The organism is Streptomyces misionensis, from assembly GCF_900104815.1.
Lineage (GTDB): Bacteria > Actinomycetota > Actinomycetes > Streptomycetales > Streptomycetaceae > Streptomyces > Streptomyces misionensis.
Window position 1 is genome coordinate 3,949,526 of record NZ_FNTD01000004.1, and the last position, 16,445, is coordinate 3,965,970.

Consider the following 16,445-nt stretch of genomic DNA (forward strand, 5'->3'; position numbering starts at 1 on the left):
TATCCACGATGCGGACATGACCCGGATCACCCCCGGCGGCCGCACAACCTTCTGTGCTACCTACGTGTCACACATGTGCGGCCCCACTCTCGCCACCTCAACTCGGCCGCATCCAGGGGCATTCCAGACAATCGGGGTATTTACTTTGATTACCGGCATCAAGGGCATCCGCCTCCGCCGAGCCACCGCCGTCGCCGTCACCTCCGGCGCGCTGCTCGCCGCCGGCGCCCTCTCCGCGGCGCCCGCGCAGGCCGTCACGACGCCTTCGATCGTGGCCAAGGGCGGTTACGTGATGAACAACGCGAACGGTTCGTCGCTGTACACCAAGGCCGCGGACACCACGCGATCCACCGGCTCCACCACCAAGATCATGACCGCCAAGGTCGTGCTGGCGCAGAAGAACCTCAACCTCGACGCCACGGTGACGATCCAGAAGGCGTACAGCGACTACGTCGTCAAGAACAACGCCTCCCAGGCGCACCTGATCGTGGGCGACAAGGTGACCGTCCGTCAGCTGCTGTACGGCCTGATGCTGCCGTCCGGCTGCGACGCCGCCTACGCCCTCGCGGACAAGTACGGCTCCGGCTCCACCCGCGCCGCCCGCGTGTCCAACTTCATCGGCAAGATGAACAGCGCCGCGAAGAGCCTGGGTCTCAAGCACACGCACTTCGACTCCTTCGACGGCATCGGCAACGGCAAGAACTACTCGACGCCGCGCGACCTGACGAAGATCGCCAGCAGCGCGATGAAGAACTCCACGTTCCGCACCATCGTCAAGACCAAGTCGTACACGGCCAAGACGAAGACCAAGACCGGCGGCACCCGCACGATGGGCACGTGGACCAACACCAACACGCTGCTCAGCAGTTACAGCGGCACCATCGGCGTGAAGACCGGCTCCGGTCCGGAGGCGGGTTACTGCCTGGTCTTCGCCGCCACCCGCCACGGCAAGACGGTCATCGGCACCGTCCTCGCCTCCAGCTCCGTCAACCAGCGCCAGACGGACGCCACGAAGCTCCTCAACTACGGCTTCGCCAAGCTCGGCTGACCTTCGTTCGCGCTCCCGGGCCCGTCGCACCCAGCGGCGGGCCCTTTGTGCTGCCCGGACCCGGGCGGGTCCCGGGAAGAACCGGCCGGGGTACCGCGATGAAGTGAATGGTGCTAGCTTCATTAGCACCATGCTGCTGCATCTGGACACCACCGACACCCGCCCCCTGCACGAGCAGGTCGCGGCGGCGATCCGGCGGGCCGTCGCGGAGGGCGAGTGCCGCGCGGGCGAGCGCCTGCCGTCGGCCCGCGACCTCTCCACGGCCCTGGACATCAACGTCAACACCGTTCTGCGCGGCCTGCGCGAACTGCGGGACGAGGGCCTGCTGGAGTTCCGCCGGGGCCGGGGCATCACCGTCGCCGAGGGCGCCGCGGCCCCCCGCTCGGGCCTCCAGATCAAGGTGCGGGAACTGGTCGCGGAAGCCTCCCGGCTGGGGTACAGCCGGACCGATCTCATCGACATGATCCGGGGGTTGTCATGACGGACGGACACGACGGAGGACTCGGCCGGCACCGCGCCGCACCCTGGGTGCTCGCCGGCGGTACGGCGGCCGTGGCGGCGCTGCTGGCCGTGCTGCCCTGGACCCAGCGGGACCGGCTTCCCGGCCGACTGGCCACCCACTGGAGCGGCGGCTCGGCACCCGACGGCTCGATGCCGCTGTGGCAGGCCTGCGCGTTCCCCGCCGCGGTCTGGCTGCTTGTCGCCCTCGCCGTGAGCGTGCGCCGGCGCCGCGCCTGGGCCTCGACGCGCGCCTGGGCCGCGATCGCCCTGGCCCCCACCGGTGTCGTCCTCCTCGGCGCCCAGGTGTCCATCGTCGGCGCCAACCTCGACCGCGCCGACTGGCACCAGGCCCGGCAACCGTCCTGGTGGATCGCCGTGACGCTGGCCCTGGCCGCGGTCGCCGGGGTGATCGCCTGGCGGCTGACCGCCCGCGCCGCCTCCGCCGCGCCCCGGGCCGGGACCCCGGCGCTGGACCTGGCGCAGGACGAGCGGCTGGTCTGGTTCTCCCGCGCGGCCAACCCGTGGCTGCAACTGCTGTCCGCGGTCGCCGGTGTGGCCGCCGTGGGCTCGGCCGTGGGGCTGGCACTGGGCCTGGCCCCCGCCGGGACGCTCGGGATCGTGTGCGCCTCCTGCGCGGTCGTCGCCCTCGGGGGCACCGTCTCCTCCTCGGTCCGGGCGAAGGTCTCGGAGGCCGGACTGGAGATCTCCTTCGGCCCGTTCGGCTGGCCCGTCCGCCGCTGGTCCCCCGACGCCCTCGAATCCGCCCGCGCCGAGCGGCGCCTGCCCTCCCAGGTCGGCGGCTGGGGCTACCGCCTCAGCGGCCTCGGCACCACGGTCATGCTCCGCGCCGGCGACTGTCTGGTGGTACGGCCCCGGGGCCGGCGCTCCGACTTCGCGGTGAGCCTGGACGACGCGGAACGGGGCGCGGCCCTGCTGAACGCGCTCCGCGCGCGTCAGTCCCAGCCCAGCCGGTCGTAGGTCTCGAAGGTGTACGAGGCGTCGTAGGTCATCAGGTTCCCTTCCGCCGCGGGCAGTCCGAGGCGCCGGTCGAGGACGGTGGTGAGGGGGCCGCAGTGTTCGGCGGCGGGCGCGGTGAAGGTGTCGTCGTAGGCCGAGAACTCGATCAGCGGCGGGTCCTGGGACACCCAGGTGGACGGGCCCGAGCGCGTCAGCCGGAAGTCCACGGGGGCGCTCGCGCCTATCTCGCAACCGGGCGCCAGCCGCGGGCCGAGGAGGCGGAAGCGGAGGCTGAGCCGGCCGGTGTAGAAGTCCGAACGGCCGCCGTACTCGGGCTGTATCGCGAGGTGCCGGACGGGGCCGGGGCCTGTGGGCAGGGCGGTCGGCGTGGTGTGCATCGCTCCCCACACCTGCCCGTCGCCGCCGTCCGGCAGGGGGCCCTCGGCGTGCGTCATGGTGATCGGGGCGAGCTGCACGGACACCGCACCCATGGTCAACCTCGGTGCCGCCGTGTGCACTTCGCATCTCCAGCGGGCCGGGTCGACGCCGTCGGGAAGGGCCGGGCAGTCACGGAAGCCGGCCTCGGACACCGGGGTCGCGGCGGAGGCGGACCCGGCGGACGGCAACGCCGGCGACGGGGACGTGACGGCCAAAGGAGTGGCGGGCGGGGACGCGGCCGGGCGGGGCGCGGAGTAGGCGGCTCCGGGGGCGCAGACCGCCGCCGTACCGGCGAGGACGGCGGCGCCCACGAGGACGGCGGCGCGGCGTGCGGAACCCGAACGGCGCCCGGCTGCGGGGAATTTCGTCATGGCACCAGCGTGCCGTCCGCGATCACACCCTCACCATCCGTGACTCCCCTGGCGGAACCCTGATCCGCCCCTGAGGCCCCATCAGGGACGGGCGGCACCGGCCCCGGCGGTGGTGGTGAGCGCCGCCGCATGGTGAGGCCCCTGCCCGTGTGTCGCGCACGGACAGGGGCGGCTGGTGGGCCGTGCCAGGGTGGTCAGGCGCTGCCGTTGTAGTAGGTGACGTCCCAGTGCAGGGCGCCCTTCTTGGGCTTCTCGTAGGCGTAGACGTTGCCGTTGGCCGACTTGTAGAGCTTGGCCCCGTCACCGCGCGTGCCCGCCGAGCGGAAGTGCTTGCGGATGTAGGTGTCCAGGCAGTTGGTCACGTGCAGGTCGACCTTGTAGCCGTTGTCGTGGCGGTACTTGCCCGTCCGGCTGTGGCCCTTCTCGGTGCCCGCCGTGACCGTCACCGCGCAATGGCTCGTGCGCTTCAGGGCGATGACGCCGGAGACGGTGGTGCGGCGGATGCCCGTGAACGACGTGCACCTGCTGTCGTCGCGGTTGTCGCAGTGCCCGGACGAGGTCCAGGACACCCCGTGGGCCCGGAACTCCTTGGCCGCCTGGGCGTGCGTGTACGTCACCGGTACGGCGGCGGACGCCGGCGCGGTCGCGGCCGGCGGCAGGCCGAGCGCGGCCACGAACACGGCGGCGAGGGCGGAACTACGCAAACCAGTCACCTTTTTCCTTCGCGTTGCTTCGAGGAGGCTCTTCGTCGGGAGCGGTCCAGCGGGCGGTTACGGCGTGACGACGGCTGTCAGCACGCCCACGTGTGGGACCGCAGGTACGTGCCGACGCCCTTGAGGTTGGCGCGCCGGCCGCTGCGCAGGCAGAACATCTTCGTGCCGCCGTAGTCGGCGGCGGTGTACGCCGAGACCGGCGCGCCGGACTCGCCATGGTTGTACGCCGACTGCACGCGGGTTCCCTTGGCCCACTTGCAGATCCGTGATCCGGCGAGCCAGTCGGCGTCGTCGACCCGCCACTCGCACCGCTGCCCCGTCCCGTTGTCGCCGCTCCACACGCAGAACAGGCCGCGCGCGCAGTCGTTGTACGAGGTGGCGGGCGCCGCCTGGGCGGCGGGGGTCAGACAGGCGGCGGCCATGGCCACGGTGGCGAACAGCACCGTGAGCCCGCGGGCCCGGCCGGATTGCGTCGTCATCGAACCTCCGGAGCGAAGAGCGGAACTGCGCCTGGAGCCGGGCACCCGACTCCGGCAAGGAGAACTCTGGTCACCGTCCGGGAGCGCTGAGAAGGCGCGCCGGACGGGCGCGTGAGGTGTGCGCCGGGGGTGCGTCCCGCCGGTGCTCCCCGGAGCCCGCCGGGCGTGCTTCCGGTTCACCCGCAGGAAGGGCGGGAGTTGACGGCCGGGGCCGCCGACGCGGCGCTCGGACCAGGCCACTTACGGAGAGACCGCCGTAGAATGACGCCATCGGTGGGCCACTGGTGCCGCCGATGACGGGGGGTACGACATGAGCACTCGACGGACCGGGCAGGAGCACGGGCAAGGCGCCGACCTGCATGTCTCGTCCCAGGACCTCACCAAGCTGGCGAACGACCTCGGTCATATGCAGGACCACCTCGACCAGCAGGTCGGACGCATGGACGAACTGGTCGACCGCATCGAGGCCGGCTGGCAGGGCCCGGCGGCGAGGGCGTACCGGGAGTTCCACCGCGCGGCGGCGGAGGACGCCGTGCGGATCCGGGAAGTGCTGAAACAGCTGGAGGAGGCCGTGCGGTTGAGCCGCGACGGCTTCAGTTCCGACGATCTCCAGGTGCTCGAACACATGCGGCGGATCCACATCGACATCGACAGCGCCGTCGACAAGCTGTCCACGCCGAACACCGGAGCCGGCGACCCACCGGCTCCCCCGCGCAGCGCACTCGACGGCTTCTGACGCCCCGGCACGCCGGACAAGACGTTCTGCCACGGTTACCGACACAAGGGGGATCATGTCGACCGGTTCCGCCGACGACCACATCACCGTCTCGTTCTCCACCCTGCACGAACTCGCCTCCGACCTGGAGGACATCCTCAAGCAGCTCAACGGCCGGCTGGAGGACCTGTTCGACCGCGTGGAGCCCGTCGTCCTGTCCTGGAAGGGCGAGGCCCGCGAGGTCTTCGTGCAGAAGCTCGACGAGTGGGACCGCTCGGCCCAGGACCTCCAGGCGGCCCAGAAATGGCTGCACGCGTACGTGACCACCGGCCACGCCAACTACGCGGCGGCGCACCGTGCGGTGCTGCGCGGCTGGGGAGCGGCCTGATGGCAACCCCGCCCCCACCGCAGCCGGCTCCCTCCACCACCCCCTCCGCGAACCCGAGTCCTCCGGCCGAGCCGAGCGAGCCCAAGCTGCCGTCCCCCAGCCCCGGCCCGTCCCCGGACCCGAACTACAAGCCCCCTCCGCCGCCGCCCACCGGGGCCGACGGCCGGCCGTCGGACGCCCGCCGCAAGTGGGAGCGGGAGCGGCTGAAGCAGCCCGCGCCGGGCAGTGACGGCAAGGGTTTCCACATCGAGCCCGGTCACGTGTACTACACGTCCGCGCTCATCCGTGACGAACAGTTCACCTTCCACAAGGCGGCCACGCAGCTGGTCGAGGACGTGCACCACCGGCAGGCGGCCGGGAAGGGATCGGGCGCCGACGACTTCGCGAAGGCCTACGACGAGGTCGCCAAGCTGTTCCTGGAGGTCTGGGCGAAGGCCGTGGCCAGCATCGGCGGGGTCGCCGTCGGGCTGACCCTCACCGCGAACAACTACGTGGCGGCCGACTGGTCGTCCCGCGGCATCTTCGGGCCGCCCCCGCGCAGGGATCCTCCGATCGGCGTGGGCAAGGCGTCCTACGGCCCGGTCGCCTCGATCAAGTGGACGGGCACCGGCGACGGCACGGACGTCCCCATCCTGGGGGCGATCGGCGAAGTACCCGACTTCCTGGCGGATCTGATCAAGCCCGCCATCGAGGAGGGCCTGCGGCTGGGCAAGACCGCCGAGATCACTCCCGGGGCCGAGACCGACGACCTGCGCAGCATCGGGAACGCCTGGGAGGCCGCGGGCAAGGCCGCGCAGAAGTCCGCCGACGCGTTCACCGGCTGCGTCGCGTACCTGACCGACGGCGGCAACAGCGACTGGCAGGGCGCCATGAATGCGTTCTGCCAGTCGATCTGGGGCACCACCGCCTGGGGCCGCAGCTGGAAGCCGGACGGCGGCTTCATGGGTCCGGGGGACACCGGCGGCCGGGACTGGCGCACCAATCCCTCGGTGGCGCCGTCTGCCCGCCGCCCCGTCATCGACGTCCTGAAGAAGACCGGCGACGAGATGAAGACGGCGTTCCACGACGCGGCGACCGCCGCGGAGAAGTGCCGGAAGATCACCGAGCACCTGGCCACCGAGGCGGCCAAGGCGACGGTCAAGGATCTGACGCCCGACGGCTTCAGCTGGGAGGAGTTCACCAAGTTCGCCGCCATCGCGACGTTCGGCAAAGTGGTCGCCGTCTTCCGCTCGCACATGGACAAGTCCGGCGCCGACAAGGCGGTGGAGGACTGCCACAAGGCGTTCCACGAGCAGGCGGCCAAGCTCAGGGCGCTCATCCCCGAGCTGAACGAGGCGTCGCTGAGCGCTCCGACGTATGTGGCGGAAGAGGCGCGCGCGGAGGCGTTCGGCGCACGCTCGCTCAACGACTTCAAGAACGAGCACAAGTGGAGCACGCCGGGTGACGCGGACCACGGGGTCTACAAGGTCGATCTCGCCTCGACGGAGTGGATGCAGAACTCGCACACCGTCACCAAGCATGTCGGGCTGACCGACGCGCAGTTGGCGCAGCGGCTGCGGGACGAGCTGAAGAAGCCGCCCCGCCCCGGAACGGACTGGCCCTATGGGCAGCCCATGGTCGGGGAGGCGTCGACCTTCACCGACCTGGAGTCGGCGCAGAAGATGACGCAGTACAACATCGACCAGAACTCCCAGCAGATCAGCGAATGGATAGCCGAGCAGAAGCAAGCGGAGCCCGGTAAACGGAAACGCCTGGACATCAGCGTTCCCAATACCCCGTACGGAGACAGCGGCCGGAGCATCAGCAAGACGGAGCTCAAGAGCGATCCCTTCCCGGCGGACAAGGCGAGGAATGTGCAGGGCGTCGAAACACGTCTCGTGTACAACGAGGATCTCGATCCCCCGTTCACCGTCATGACCTCGATGCCGAAGAACCTCTGAGAAGTAGGATGAGCGCATGACAAATCCGGGATCCGTGGATTACTGGAGCCTTGAGGGCGCCCGCGTGCTCCTGTCCCCGTACGACCGGTGGGGCACGGGAATTCCCGACGATGCCGCCCAATGGCAGTCGCGGCTGTTCCCCCTCATCCGCGGAATGCGGAATGCGGAACAGGACGGCGGCCGGAATCTCCGGGAGATCGCCGCCGAACTGCGCGTGGCCGCCGACCTCTTCGAGGCCGACCCCACGCACGAGGCACTCGGTCGCATTCCCCGCGCGGAGACCGAGGACCGCACGCCCCGGGTGCTCCGGGAGATCGCCGAGCACCTGGTGAGCGGGAAATGGCGGTCCGGTGAAGACGTTCCCCTGACCACGGGCGAGCTGCGGCTGCGCTTCCCGCGCTTCTCCCAGATCCTGCCGGTCTACTGGGGCCAGGACGGCGTCGCGATCAGCGACGAGATGCAGGACTCCTCCGTGGAGGACGGGATCCGCCTGTTCATCGAGGAGTCGCACCCGCGGTGTCCGTGGCAGCTGCCGAGTGTCGTGTCCGAGTGCTACCAGGCCCTCGCGCTCTTCCACACCGAGGACCAGCTGGACATGTTCTTCTCCCTGGAGGGGATGGGCGGCGGGTCGGGCAGCGCGGACTTCCTCGACTTCTTCCCGCTGCTCGCCCGGCACTGCATCGAGCACCTGAGGGAAGCCCACTCGCCGCTGTGGACACCCGGCCAGGACCGGCCGAGGGGGGACGTCGGCTAGATGCGCACCCGCTCCGCCACCTACCCCGACCGGGAAACCGCCCAGTGGGCCACCCAGCAGGTCGTCACCGCCAACGAGCAGCTCATTCACCGTTGGCTCGCGCAGTCCACGCGGGCGCGGTTGAGCATCGAGGCGGCCTGGCCCGCGCGGCAGGAGCCGGTCGGGCGGGTGTTGTTGCAGGCGATGATGCTGGCGGGCCGGGAGCCCGTCGAGGTGCGGGCCGCCCGGGTGGTCCTCAGGAGGGACCCCGCGCGCCCGCACGGGTTCGCCGTGCACGCCACCTTCCCGATCCATCTGTAGCGACCCGTAGAGGCTGACCACCGTGCCCCTGAGCCCCCTCGAACACGACCGCCGGTACGGCGAACTCGACCAGGTCATGCGCGCCTACCTGGGGCAGCCCGCCGACGACACCCCGGAGCAGGCCGGCCGGGCGCTCACCGCCTACCTTCGGCACACCTGGCACAGCCGGCCCTGGGCCCTCGCCGTCGCGGAGCGGCAGTTGCGGGAGTACGCCGACAACCCGCCCGGACGGCTTCGGCTGCGCCTCGGCGAGTTCTACGCGATTCCCGACGTCGGGCTGGACCAGGGCGAGATCCAGTCCTGGCTGCGCTGCCTCGCCGACCACATCAGGGCGAGCATCGAGACCGGCGAGGTGCCGGCGCCCGCGGCGCCCGTCACCCACTGGGAGTGGCACGCCCGGTTCCCGGAACTCGGGCAGTTCCTCGGGGGATGGTTCTCCCAGGACATGCCGGACGAGTTCGACGACCACCACGCCGCCGTCGAGGACTACCGGCACTCCACCGACCCGCAGCTCGTCGCACGCCTCGCGGGCGAGCTCCAGGAACTGCTCGCGCTGGACCTGGACGAGTCCGACTACGCCCTCGCGGTCGCGGAACTCGGCATGGAGGTCGACCCGCCGGCGCCCTACTCGCCCAGCGGCTGGCTGGCACTCGTCACCGGACAGCTCGCCGCGCCCGCGGACGGGAACTGAGCCGCGCGCTCCGGGTCCGAGCCGCCGCACCACAGGACAGGGCCGCGCACCCCGACCGGGTGCGCGGCCCTTGTCACGGCCTCCGCCGAGCCGTCACGCCCAGGTGATCAGCCGCTTCGGCTGTTCCAGGATCGCCGCCACGTCGGCGAGGACCTTGGAGCCCAGCTCGCCGTCGACCAGGCGGTGGTCGAAGCTCAGGGCCAGGGTCGTGACCTGGCGGGGCTTGACCTTGCCCTTGTGGACCCAGGGCTGGAGCTTGATCGCGCCGATCGCGAGGATCGCCGACTCGCCGGGGTTGAGGATCGGCGTACCGGTGTCGACGCCGAAGACGCCGACGTTGGTGATGGTCACCGTGCCACCCTGCATCGCCGACGGGGACGTCTTGCCCTCGCGCGCCGTGGACACCAGCTCGCCGAGCGCGTCGGCCAGTTGGGGCAGCGTCTTGTCGTGCGCGTCCTTGATGTTCGGCACGATCAGACCGCGCGGGGTGGCCGCCGCGATGCCCAGGTTGACGTAGTGCTTGACCACGATCTCCTGGGCCACCTCGTCCCAGGACGCGTTGATGTCCGGGTTGCGCTTGATGGCGACCAGCAGGGCCTTGGCGATCAGCAGCAGCGGATTGACCCGCCGGCCCTGCATCTCCTTGTCCTGCTTCAGCTCCTCGACCAGCTTCATGGTGCGGGTCACGTCCACCGTCACGAACTCCGTGACGTGCGGGGCCGTGAACGCCGAACCGACCATCGCCGCCGCCGTCGCCTTGCGCACACCCTTGACGGGGATGCGGGTCTCCCGGGCGCCGTCGTACGTCACCACGGGGGCGGGAGCCGCGGCGGCCGGAGCGGCGGGGGCCGCCACCGGCTCGGGCGCGGCCACCGGCGTGGCCGCCGCGTGGACGTCCTCGCGGGTGATGACGCCGTCCGGGCCGGACGGGGTGACCGTGGCCAGGTCGACGCCGAGGTCCTTGGCCAGCTTGCGCACCGGGGGCTTGGCCAGCGGGCGGGAGCGGTCCGCCACGGGGGCGTGGCCGTTCAGCTCGGCCTGGACGGCCTCGGCCGGGGCCGGGACGGTGACCTCGGGGCCCTTGCGGGGGCGGCGCTTGGTGGAGGACGTCGACACGCCGTAGCCCACCAGGACCGGCTGGCGGCCCTCGGCCTTGGGCTCCTCGGCGGGCGCCGCAGACACCTCGGGCTCCGCGGGGGCCGGAACCGGGGCGCCGCCCGCGACCTCCACCGCGATGATGGCGGTGCCCACGTCGACCGTGGTGCCCTCGGGGAAGCGCAGTTCGCGGACCACGCCGTCGTAGGGGATGGGCAGTTCGACGGCCGCCTTGGCGGTCTCGACCTCGCACACCACCTGGCCGTCGGTGACCGTGTCACCCGGCTGGACGTACCACTTGAGGATCTCGGCCTCGGTCAGGCCCTCGCCCACGTCGGGCATCTTGAACTCGCGTACGGACGCGTCCGTCATCGTCGTCACGACCCTCTCCCTCAGTACGCCAGCGAGCGGTCGACGGCGTCGAGCACGCGGTCCAGGTCCGGCAGGTACTCCTCCTCCAGGCGGGCCGGCGGGTACGGGGCGTGGTAGCCGCCGACCCGGAGCACCGGGGCCTCCAGGTGGTAGAAGCAGCGCTCGGTGATCCGGGCGGCGATCTCCGCGCCGGAGCCGAAGAACACCGGGGCCTCGTGGACCACGACCAGGCGGCGGGTCTTCTCCACCGAGGCCTGGACGGCGTCGAAGTCGAGGGGGGAGACCGAGCGCAGGTCCAGGACCTCCAGCGACTTGCCCTCCTCGGCGGCCGCGGCGGCGGCCTCCTGGCAGAGCTTCACCATCGGGCCGTACGCCGCCAGCGTCAGGTCGGTGCCCTCGCGGACCACCTGCGCCTTGTGCAGCGGGGCGGGGATGGCCTCGACGTCCACCTCGGCCTTGTCCCAGTAGCGGCGCTTGGGCTCGAAGTAGATCACCGGGTCGTCGCTCTGGATGGCCTGCTGCATCATCCAGTAGGCGTCCGAGGCGTTCGAGGGGCTGACGACCTTCAGGCCGGCCACGTGCGCGAACAGGGCCTCGGGGGACTCCGAGTGGTGCTCGACCGCGCCGATGCCGCCGCCGTAGGGGATGCGCACGACGACGGGCATCTTGACCTTGCCCAGCGAGCGCGCGTGCATCTTGGCGAGCTGGGTGACGATCTGGTCGTAGGCCGGGAAGACGAAGCCGTCGAACTGGATCTCCACCACCGGCCGGTAGCCGCGCAGGGCCAAGCCGATCGCGGTGCCGACGATGCCGGACTCGGCGAGCGGGGTGTCGATGACCCGGCTGTCGCCGAAGTCCTTCTGGAGGCCGTCCGTCACCCGGAAGACGCCGCCGAGCTTGCCGACGTCCTCGCCCATGACCAGGACCTTGGGGTCGGCCTCCAGGGCGCGGCGCAGCGACTCGTTGATGGCCTTGGCCATCGCCATCTTCTCGGCCATCTCAGTGACCCCCTTCTGCGTCCGCGAACGACGCCTGGTAGGCGGCGAACTGGGCCCGCTCCTCGTCGACGAGCGCGTGCCCGTCCGCGTACACGTTCTCGAAGATGGCGAAGTGGTCCGGGTCGGGCATGGCGCGGACCGCTTCGCGCACTCGCTTGCCCAACGCCTCGGACTCGGCCTCGAGTTCCTCGAAGAATCCCTCGTCCGCGTGGTTTGAGGCCTCCAGGTAGCGGCGAAGGCGCAGGATCGGGTCCTTGGCCTCCCACGCCTGGCGCTCCTCGTCGCCGCGGTAGCGGCTGGGGTCGTCGGAGGTGGTGTGGGCGCCCATGCGGTAGGTGAACGCCTCGACCAGGGTCGGGCCCTCGCCGTTGCGGGCGCGCTCCAGGGCCCACTTGGTGACCGCCAGGCAGGCGAGCACGTCGTTGCCGTCCACGCGCACGCCCGGGAAGCCGTAGCCCTGGGCGCGCTGGTAGAGCGGCACCCGGGTCTGCTTCTCGGTCGGCTCGGAGATCGCCCACTGGTTGTTCTGGCAGAAGAACACCACGGGCGCGTTGTAGACCGCGGAGAAGGTGAAGGACTCGGCCACGTCGCCCTGGCTGGAGGCGCCGTCGCCGAAGTAGGCGATGACCGCCGAGTCGGCGCCGTCCTTGGCCACGCCCATCGCGTAGCCGGTGGCGTGCAGCGTCTGGGAGCCGATGACGATCGTGTACAGGTGGAAGTTGTTGCTGTTGGGGTCCCAGCCGCCGTTGTTCACGCCGCGGAACATGCCGAGCAGGTTGGTCGGGTCCACCCCACGGCACCAGGCGACGCCGTGCTCGCGGTAGGTCGGGAAGACGTAGTCGTCCTCGCGGGTGGCGCGGCCGGAGCCGATCTGGGCGGCCTCCTGGCCCAGCAGGGAGGCCCACAGGCCCAGCTCGCCCTGGCGCTGCAGGGCGGTGGCCTCGGCGTCGAAACGACGGGTGAGCACCATGTCGCGGTAGAGGCCGCGCAGGTCTTCGGGGGTGAGGCCGGCGACGTAGGAGTCGTACTCGGCGTTCTTGACCCGCTTGCCCTCCGGCGTCAGAAGCTGCACGAGAGCGGGCTCGGTGCTCTTCCCGGCGCCGGCGCGCGCGGTACGCGGGGCCCGGGTGGTGGTGCTGGTGGTGCGCTTGGCGCCGGTGGCTCCGGACGTCGTCCCGGCGGTGCCGGTCTTGCTGCCGGTGGTGCCGGCTTTGCCTGCGGCGCTGCGCTTGCGCGCGGCACTGCTGTCCACGGTCACGTGTGCTCCTCCGTCGTTCCGGCCCCCGGGGTTGCCGGTAGGCCAGTGCGGCTCACCTGTTTCGACCACCGGGCACGGGGTGGGTGCCACTCGGCCGGGAACAGGCGTGACAGGTGCCCCGGCGAGCGCCCTGCAACCATTACGTTACCCAGTGCTCCACAATTCTGTGAAACCCCACCTGACCTGCGATTTTGCTTGGATTTCCAAGTAAATCGAGATGGTGCGGAAGCGTGCTGGTCACAGCCTTGTGGCAAGGCCGGAGCACCCGCACGTTATCCCGCTCACCCAGGTGACGGGAAGAGTTCGCGGTGGATACCGGAATACATGTGTGCGTTCACGGCGGTACACCCTGTGACCGAATGCGATCGACGCTGACTTCCTGTGACAATGCCCAGCTCACGGGCCTTTTCGGTGCCCTAGCATCTCCGGCGTGCCGCGCCCTTGTGTACCACCCCCCGCGCCCCCGGTGGGCGCCCTTCTACGCCTTTACGACACCGCAGGTACCGCTGTGGCCTGCGAACCGGTCGACCAGGGCCTGCTCAATCGCGGCTACCGGCTGTGCACCACGCGCGGCCGCTATTTCCTCAAGCACCACTTCGATCCCGACACCGCCGACCCGGCCGCCATCGAACGCCGGCACCGGGCCACCCAGCGCCTGGCCGACCTGGGCGTCCCGGTCGCCGTGCCGCTCGCGCACCGCGAGGGACGCACCGTCGCCGTGATCGGCGGGCACGCCTACGCCCTGCACCCCTGGATCGACGGCGGGCACCGCGACGGCGGCCAGCTCACCCGCTCGGAGAGCGCCCGCCTCGGGGCGCTGCTCGGCGCCGTGCACGCCTGTCTGGAGCGCGTGATGCCGCCCAAGGCGCGCACCCGCCCGGCCGCCGGACCGCATCCCGTGCGGAGCGCCGATCCGGCCGACACCTTCGACCTCATCGGCCGGCTGCTCGCCCGGGTGCGCCGGCACCGCCCCGCCGACGCCTTCGACGCGCTGGCCCGGCACCGGCTGCTGGAACGGCGCGCACTGCTGGAGCGGCACGCGGACCGGCGCCCGCCACCCGGCGGACCGGTCGGCTGGGTGCACGGCGACTTCCACCCGTTCAACCTGCTCTACAAGGACGGCGCCCCCGCGGCCATCGTGGACTGGGACCGGCTCGGCGTGCAGCCGCGCGCCGAGGAGGCGGTACGCGCCGCCGCGATCTTCTTCGTCCGCCCGGAGGGCACGCTGGACCTGCCGAAGGTGCGGGCGTACGCCCGCGCGTACCGGCGCGCGGCCGGCGCCACGTCCGCGGAGCTGTCGGCGGCCGTGCACCGGGTGTGGTGGGAGCGGCTGAACGACTTCTGGATGCTGCGCTGGCACTACGAGCGCGGTGACACCCGCGCCGACTGCCAGTTCCCGGCCGCCTCCGCGCTCGCGGTGTGGTGGACCCGGCAGTACGACGCGGTGTGCGAGGCGTTCACCCGGTGACCGGCGGCGCCGCTCAGCCGGTGGGCAGGCCCGCCCCGCCGGCCGACAGGCCGCCGTCGTTGGTGGTCCCGCCGCCGTTGGCGCCCGCGTCCGTGCCGCCGTCCGAGCTGCCGGCGTCCGTGCCGCCGTCGCCGGTCCCCGCGTCCGCGCCGCCGCTCGACGGGTCCGCGGGCTGCGAGGCCGTGCTCTGCGGGGCGGTCGGCTGGCCGCTCTGGCCGGTGTTCTGCGGCTGCGACGGGGTGTACGACGGCGTGTACGACGGCTGTCCCCAGCCCGACCCGGAACCGGTGTCCGACCCGTTGTCGGTGGTGGTGTCCGTGGGCCGCCCGGTGCTGTCGTCGGTCGGGCTCGCGGTGTCGGAGTCATCCTTGGTGCTCTTGGTGTGCGTCGCCGGCGGCTTGGTGTCGGTGCCGGAGCCGCCGCCGGTGTCCGTGCCCTTGACCGCCAGTGCCACGCCCGCCGCGATGGCGATGACCGCGAGCACGGCGAGGATCCACAGCTTGCCGCGGCCGCTGCCCTTGTTGCCGTGGCCCTCGAAGCCGCCGTCGTCGCCGCTGCCGTAGCCCTGCGGCAGCAGGGGCTGGGGGATCTGGGCGGTGCCGGCGCCGTCCATGGGGTGCGGCATCACGGTCGTGCCCGCGAAGCCGCCCGCGGGGGTCTGCCGGGCGTCGTGCGCGGTCACCGGGCCGGTGTTCCAGGTGCCGGTGTGCCCGCCCTGGTCGTACAGCATCTGCAGGCCGTACTGGACCAGGCCGCGCATCTCCTCGGCGGTCTGGAACCGGTCGTCCGGCTCCTTGGCGAGCGAGCGCATGACCAGGCCGTCCAGCTCCGGCGGGCAGGCCTGAAGGACCTGCGACGGCGGCACCGGCGTGTCCTGCACGTGCTGGTAGACCACCGACAGCGGGGTCTCACCGGTGAACGGGGGCCGCAGCGCGAGCAGTTCGTACAGCAGGCAGCCGGTCGCGTACAGGTCGGAGCGGTGGTCGACGGCCTTGCCGAGCGCCTGCTCCGGGGAGAGGTACTGGGGAGTGCCCATGACCATGCCGGTCTGGGTCATCGTGGACTGCGCGCCGTGCAGGGCGCGGGCGATGCCGAAGTCCATCACCTTGACGGCGCCGCTGTCGGTGATGATCACGTTCGCCGGCTTGATGTCGCGGTGCACGATGCCGTGCTGGTGCGAGTAGGCGAGCGCCTCCAGGACACCGGAGACGATGATCAGCGCCTGCTCCGGGCCCGGCGCCTCCGCGTTGATCAGCAGATCGCGGATGGTGCGGCCCTCGACCAGCTCCATGACGATGTACGGCACGGACTGGCCGTTCACGACGTCCTCACCGGAGTCGTACACCGCCACGATCGCGTGGTGGTTGAGTCCGGCGACCGACTGCGCCTCGCGCGTGAAGCGGGCCTTGGAGACGGGGTCCTCGGCCAGGTCGGCGCGGAGCAGCTTTACCGCGACCGTACGGCCCAGACGGACGTCCTCGGCGGCGAAGACCTCGGCCATGCCGCCCCGGCCGAGCCGGTGCGTGAGCCGGTACCGGCCGTCGCCGACGAGCCCTCCGTTGCCCCACATCTCCGGCGCGTCCGACATGCCGCCGCCAGACGCCTCGGGGTCGGACGGGCCCTGGGCGCGCTGCGTCTGTGCCATCAGTCCTCGCCGTCGTTTCTGCCCGCGGTGCGCGCGGTGTTGTCACGGTCTCCGTCGGTCACGCTACAGCCTCCGTGGGGGCCACCGGTCCGGAACCGGAACCGGGACCAGCCAAGCGACGGACCGGCCATGAAACCCCCAGCAAGGGCCGTCGTGCAAATTGTGTGTGCCGGTCGTACGCCCCCTGTAACGCTTGCGCGACGCTTCTTGCGCGTACGGTCACGGAACGGGCACCGAGCTTGACGTGTCCGGGGCCTGGGGCAGACTTGGCCGGGAATGACACATTCGATCAAGGCCCGCGCGATGAGCCAGGG

At 71.5% G+C, this 16,445-nt stretch carries 17 protein-coding genes; 10 read left to right on the forward strand and 7 right to left on the reverse strand.

The features are described 5' to 3' along the window. Positions 1–145: 145 nt before the first annotated feature. From BLW85_RS19495 to BLW85_RS19505, 3 genes are all read left to right on the forward strand, one after another. The gene (locus BLW85_RS19495) at positions 146–1,048 is read left to right on the forward strand and encodes a D-alanyl-D-alanine carboxypeptidase family protein (RefSeq protein WP_070024374.1); all 903 of its coding nucleotides are present in this window, start codon (positions 146–148) and stop codon (positions 1,046–1,048) included. A 130-nt stretch (positions 1,049–1,178) separates the two neighbouring features. Then, positions 1,179–1,529: a GntR family transcriptional regulator gene (locus BLW85_RS19500; protein ID WP_070024375.1), complete on the forward strand. Its 351-nt coding sequence runs from the start codon at positions 1,179–1,181 to the stop codon at positions 1,527–1,529. Beyond that, positions 1,526–2,527 carry a DUF1648 domain-containing protein gene (locus tag BLW85_RS19505; RefSeq protein WP_244174885.1) on the forward strand — a complete coding sequence of 334 codons (1,002 nt, stop codon included), beginning with the start codon at positions 1,526–1,528 and terminating at the stop codon, positions 2,525–2,527. Before BLW85_RS19500 ends, BLW85_RS19505 begins: the two co-directional genes overlap by 4 nt. Here BLW85_RS19505 and BLW85_RS19510 read toward each other — a convergent pair. From BLW85_RS19510 to BLW85_RS19520, 3 genes are all read right to left on the reverse strand, one after another. Continuing rightward, positions 2,503–3,315: a hypothetical protein gene (locus tag BLW85_RS19510; protein ID WP_244174886.1), complete on the reverse strand. Its 813-nt coding sequence runs from the start codon at positions 3,313–3,315 to the stop codon at positions 2,503–2,505. The two genes, BLW85_RS19505 and BLW85_RS19510, sit on opposite strands and share 25 nt — an antisense overlap. A 194-nt stretch (positions 3,316–3,509) precedes the next feature. Beyond that, complete coding sequence (locus BLW85_RS19515) at positions 3,510–4,019, reverse strand: hypothetical protein (protein ID WP_079172365.1); 510 nt, start codon at positions 4,017–4,019, stop codon at positions 3,510–3,512. A gap of 86 nt (positions 4,020–4,105) precedes the next feature. Further along, positions 4,106–4,507, reverse strand: a complete 402-nt coding sequence (locus BLW85_RS19520) for a peptidase inhibitor family I36 protein (RefSeq protein WP_070024377.1) — start codon at positions 4,505–4,507, stop codon at positions 4,106–4,108. 310 nt (positions 4,508–4,817) lie between these two features. Here BLW85_RS19520 and BLW85_RS19525 point away from each other — a divergent pair, with 310 nt between their 5' ends. Genes BLW85_RS19525 through BLW85_RS19550 form a run of 6 tightly spaced genes read left to right on the forward strand, consistent with a single transcriptional unit; the run spans position 4,818 to position 9,295 of the window. Beyond that, entirely contained in the window at positions 4,818–5,243 is a 426-nt protein-coding gene (locus tag BLW85_RS19525) for a WXG100 family type VII secretion target (RefSeq protein WP_070024378.1), read from the forward strand. Between the two features lie 55 nt (positions 5,244–5,298). Beyond that, positions 5,299–5,610 carry a WXG100 family type VII secretion target gene (locus tag BLW85_RS19530; protein WP_070024379.1) on the forward strand — a complete coding sequence of 104 codons (312 nt, stop codon included), beginning with the start codon at positions 5,299–5,301 and terminating at the stop codon, positions 5,608–5,610. Continuing rightward, complete coding sequence (locus BLW85_RS19535; RefSeq protein ID WP_074992726.1) at positions 5,610–7,550, forward strand: RNase A-like domain-containing protein; 1,941 nt, start codon at positions 5,610–5,612, stop codon at positions 7,548–7,550. The genes BLW85_RS19530 and BLW85_RS19535 overlap by 1 nt, the downstream gene beginning before the upstream one ends. Positions 7,551–7,566: 16 nt before the next feature. After that, on the forward strand, positions 7,567–8,304 hold the full coding sequence (locus tag BLW85_RS19540) for a hypothetical protein (RefSeq protein WP_143060456.1): 738 nt from the start codon (positions 7,567–7,569) through the stop codon (positions 8,302–8,304). Further along, positions 8,305–8,604: an RNase A-like domain-containing protein gene (locus BLW85_RS19545; protein WP_070024382.1), complete on the forward strand. Its 300-nt coding sequence runs from the start codon at positions 8,305–8,307 to the stop codon at positions 8,602–8,604. A 22-nt stretch (positions 8,605–8,626) separates the two neighbouring features. Further along, entirely contained in the window at positions 8,627–9,295 is a 669-nt protein-coding gene (locus tag BLW85_RS19550) for a contact-dependent growth inhibition system immunity protein (RefSeq protein ID WP_070024383.1), read from the forward strand. Positions 9,296–9,388: 93 nt separating this feature from the next. Here the strand turns inward: BLW85_RS19550 and BLW85_RS19555 are convergent, their stop codons facing one another. From BLW85_RS19555 to pdhA, 3 genes are read right to left on the reverse strand one after another with little or no spacing between them, the layout of a single operon-like run. Next, positions 9,389–10,771: a dihydrolipoamide acetyltransferase family protein gene (locus BLW85_RS19555; protein WP_074992728.1), complete on the reverse strand. Its 1,383-nt coding sequence runs from the start codon at positions 10,769–10,771 to the stop codon at positions 9,389–9,391. Positions 10,772–10,782: 11 nt separating this feature from the next. Further along, a complete protein-coding gene (locus BLW85_RS19560) occupies positions 10,783–11,760 on the reverse strand; it encodes an alpha-ketoacid dehydrogenase subunit beta (protein WP_070024386.1) in 978 nt (325 codons plus the stop codon). 1 nt (position 11,761) lies between these two features. After that, entirely contained in the window at positions 11,762–13,018 is a 1,257-nt protein-coding gene (pdhA, locus tag BLW85_RS19565; RefSeq protein WP_074992729.1) for a pyruvate dehydrogenase (acetyl-transferring) E1 component subunit alpha, read from the reverse strand. A 430-nt stretch (positions 13,019–13,448) separates the two neighbouring features. On the opposite strand from pdhA, the gene BLW85_RS19570 reads away from it, so the two are divergent. Next, complete coding sequence (locus tag BLW85_RS19570; protein WP_177329875.1) at positions 13,449–14,486, forward strand: phosphotransferase; 1,038 nt, start codon at positions 13,449–13,451, stop codon at positions 14,484–14,486. Positions 14,487–14,499: 13 nt separating this feature from the next. On the opposite strand, the gene BLW85_RS19575 is transcribed toward BLW85_RS19570, so the two are convergent. Then, the gene (locus BLW85_RS19575) at positions 14,500–16,131 is read right to left on the reverse strand and encodes a protein kinase domain-containing protein (protein ID WP_079172366.1); all 1,632 of its coding nucleotides are present in this window, start codon (positions 16,129–16,131) and stop codon (positions 14,500–14,502) included. Between the last annotated feature and the right edge of the window lie 314 nt (positions 16,132–16,445).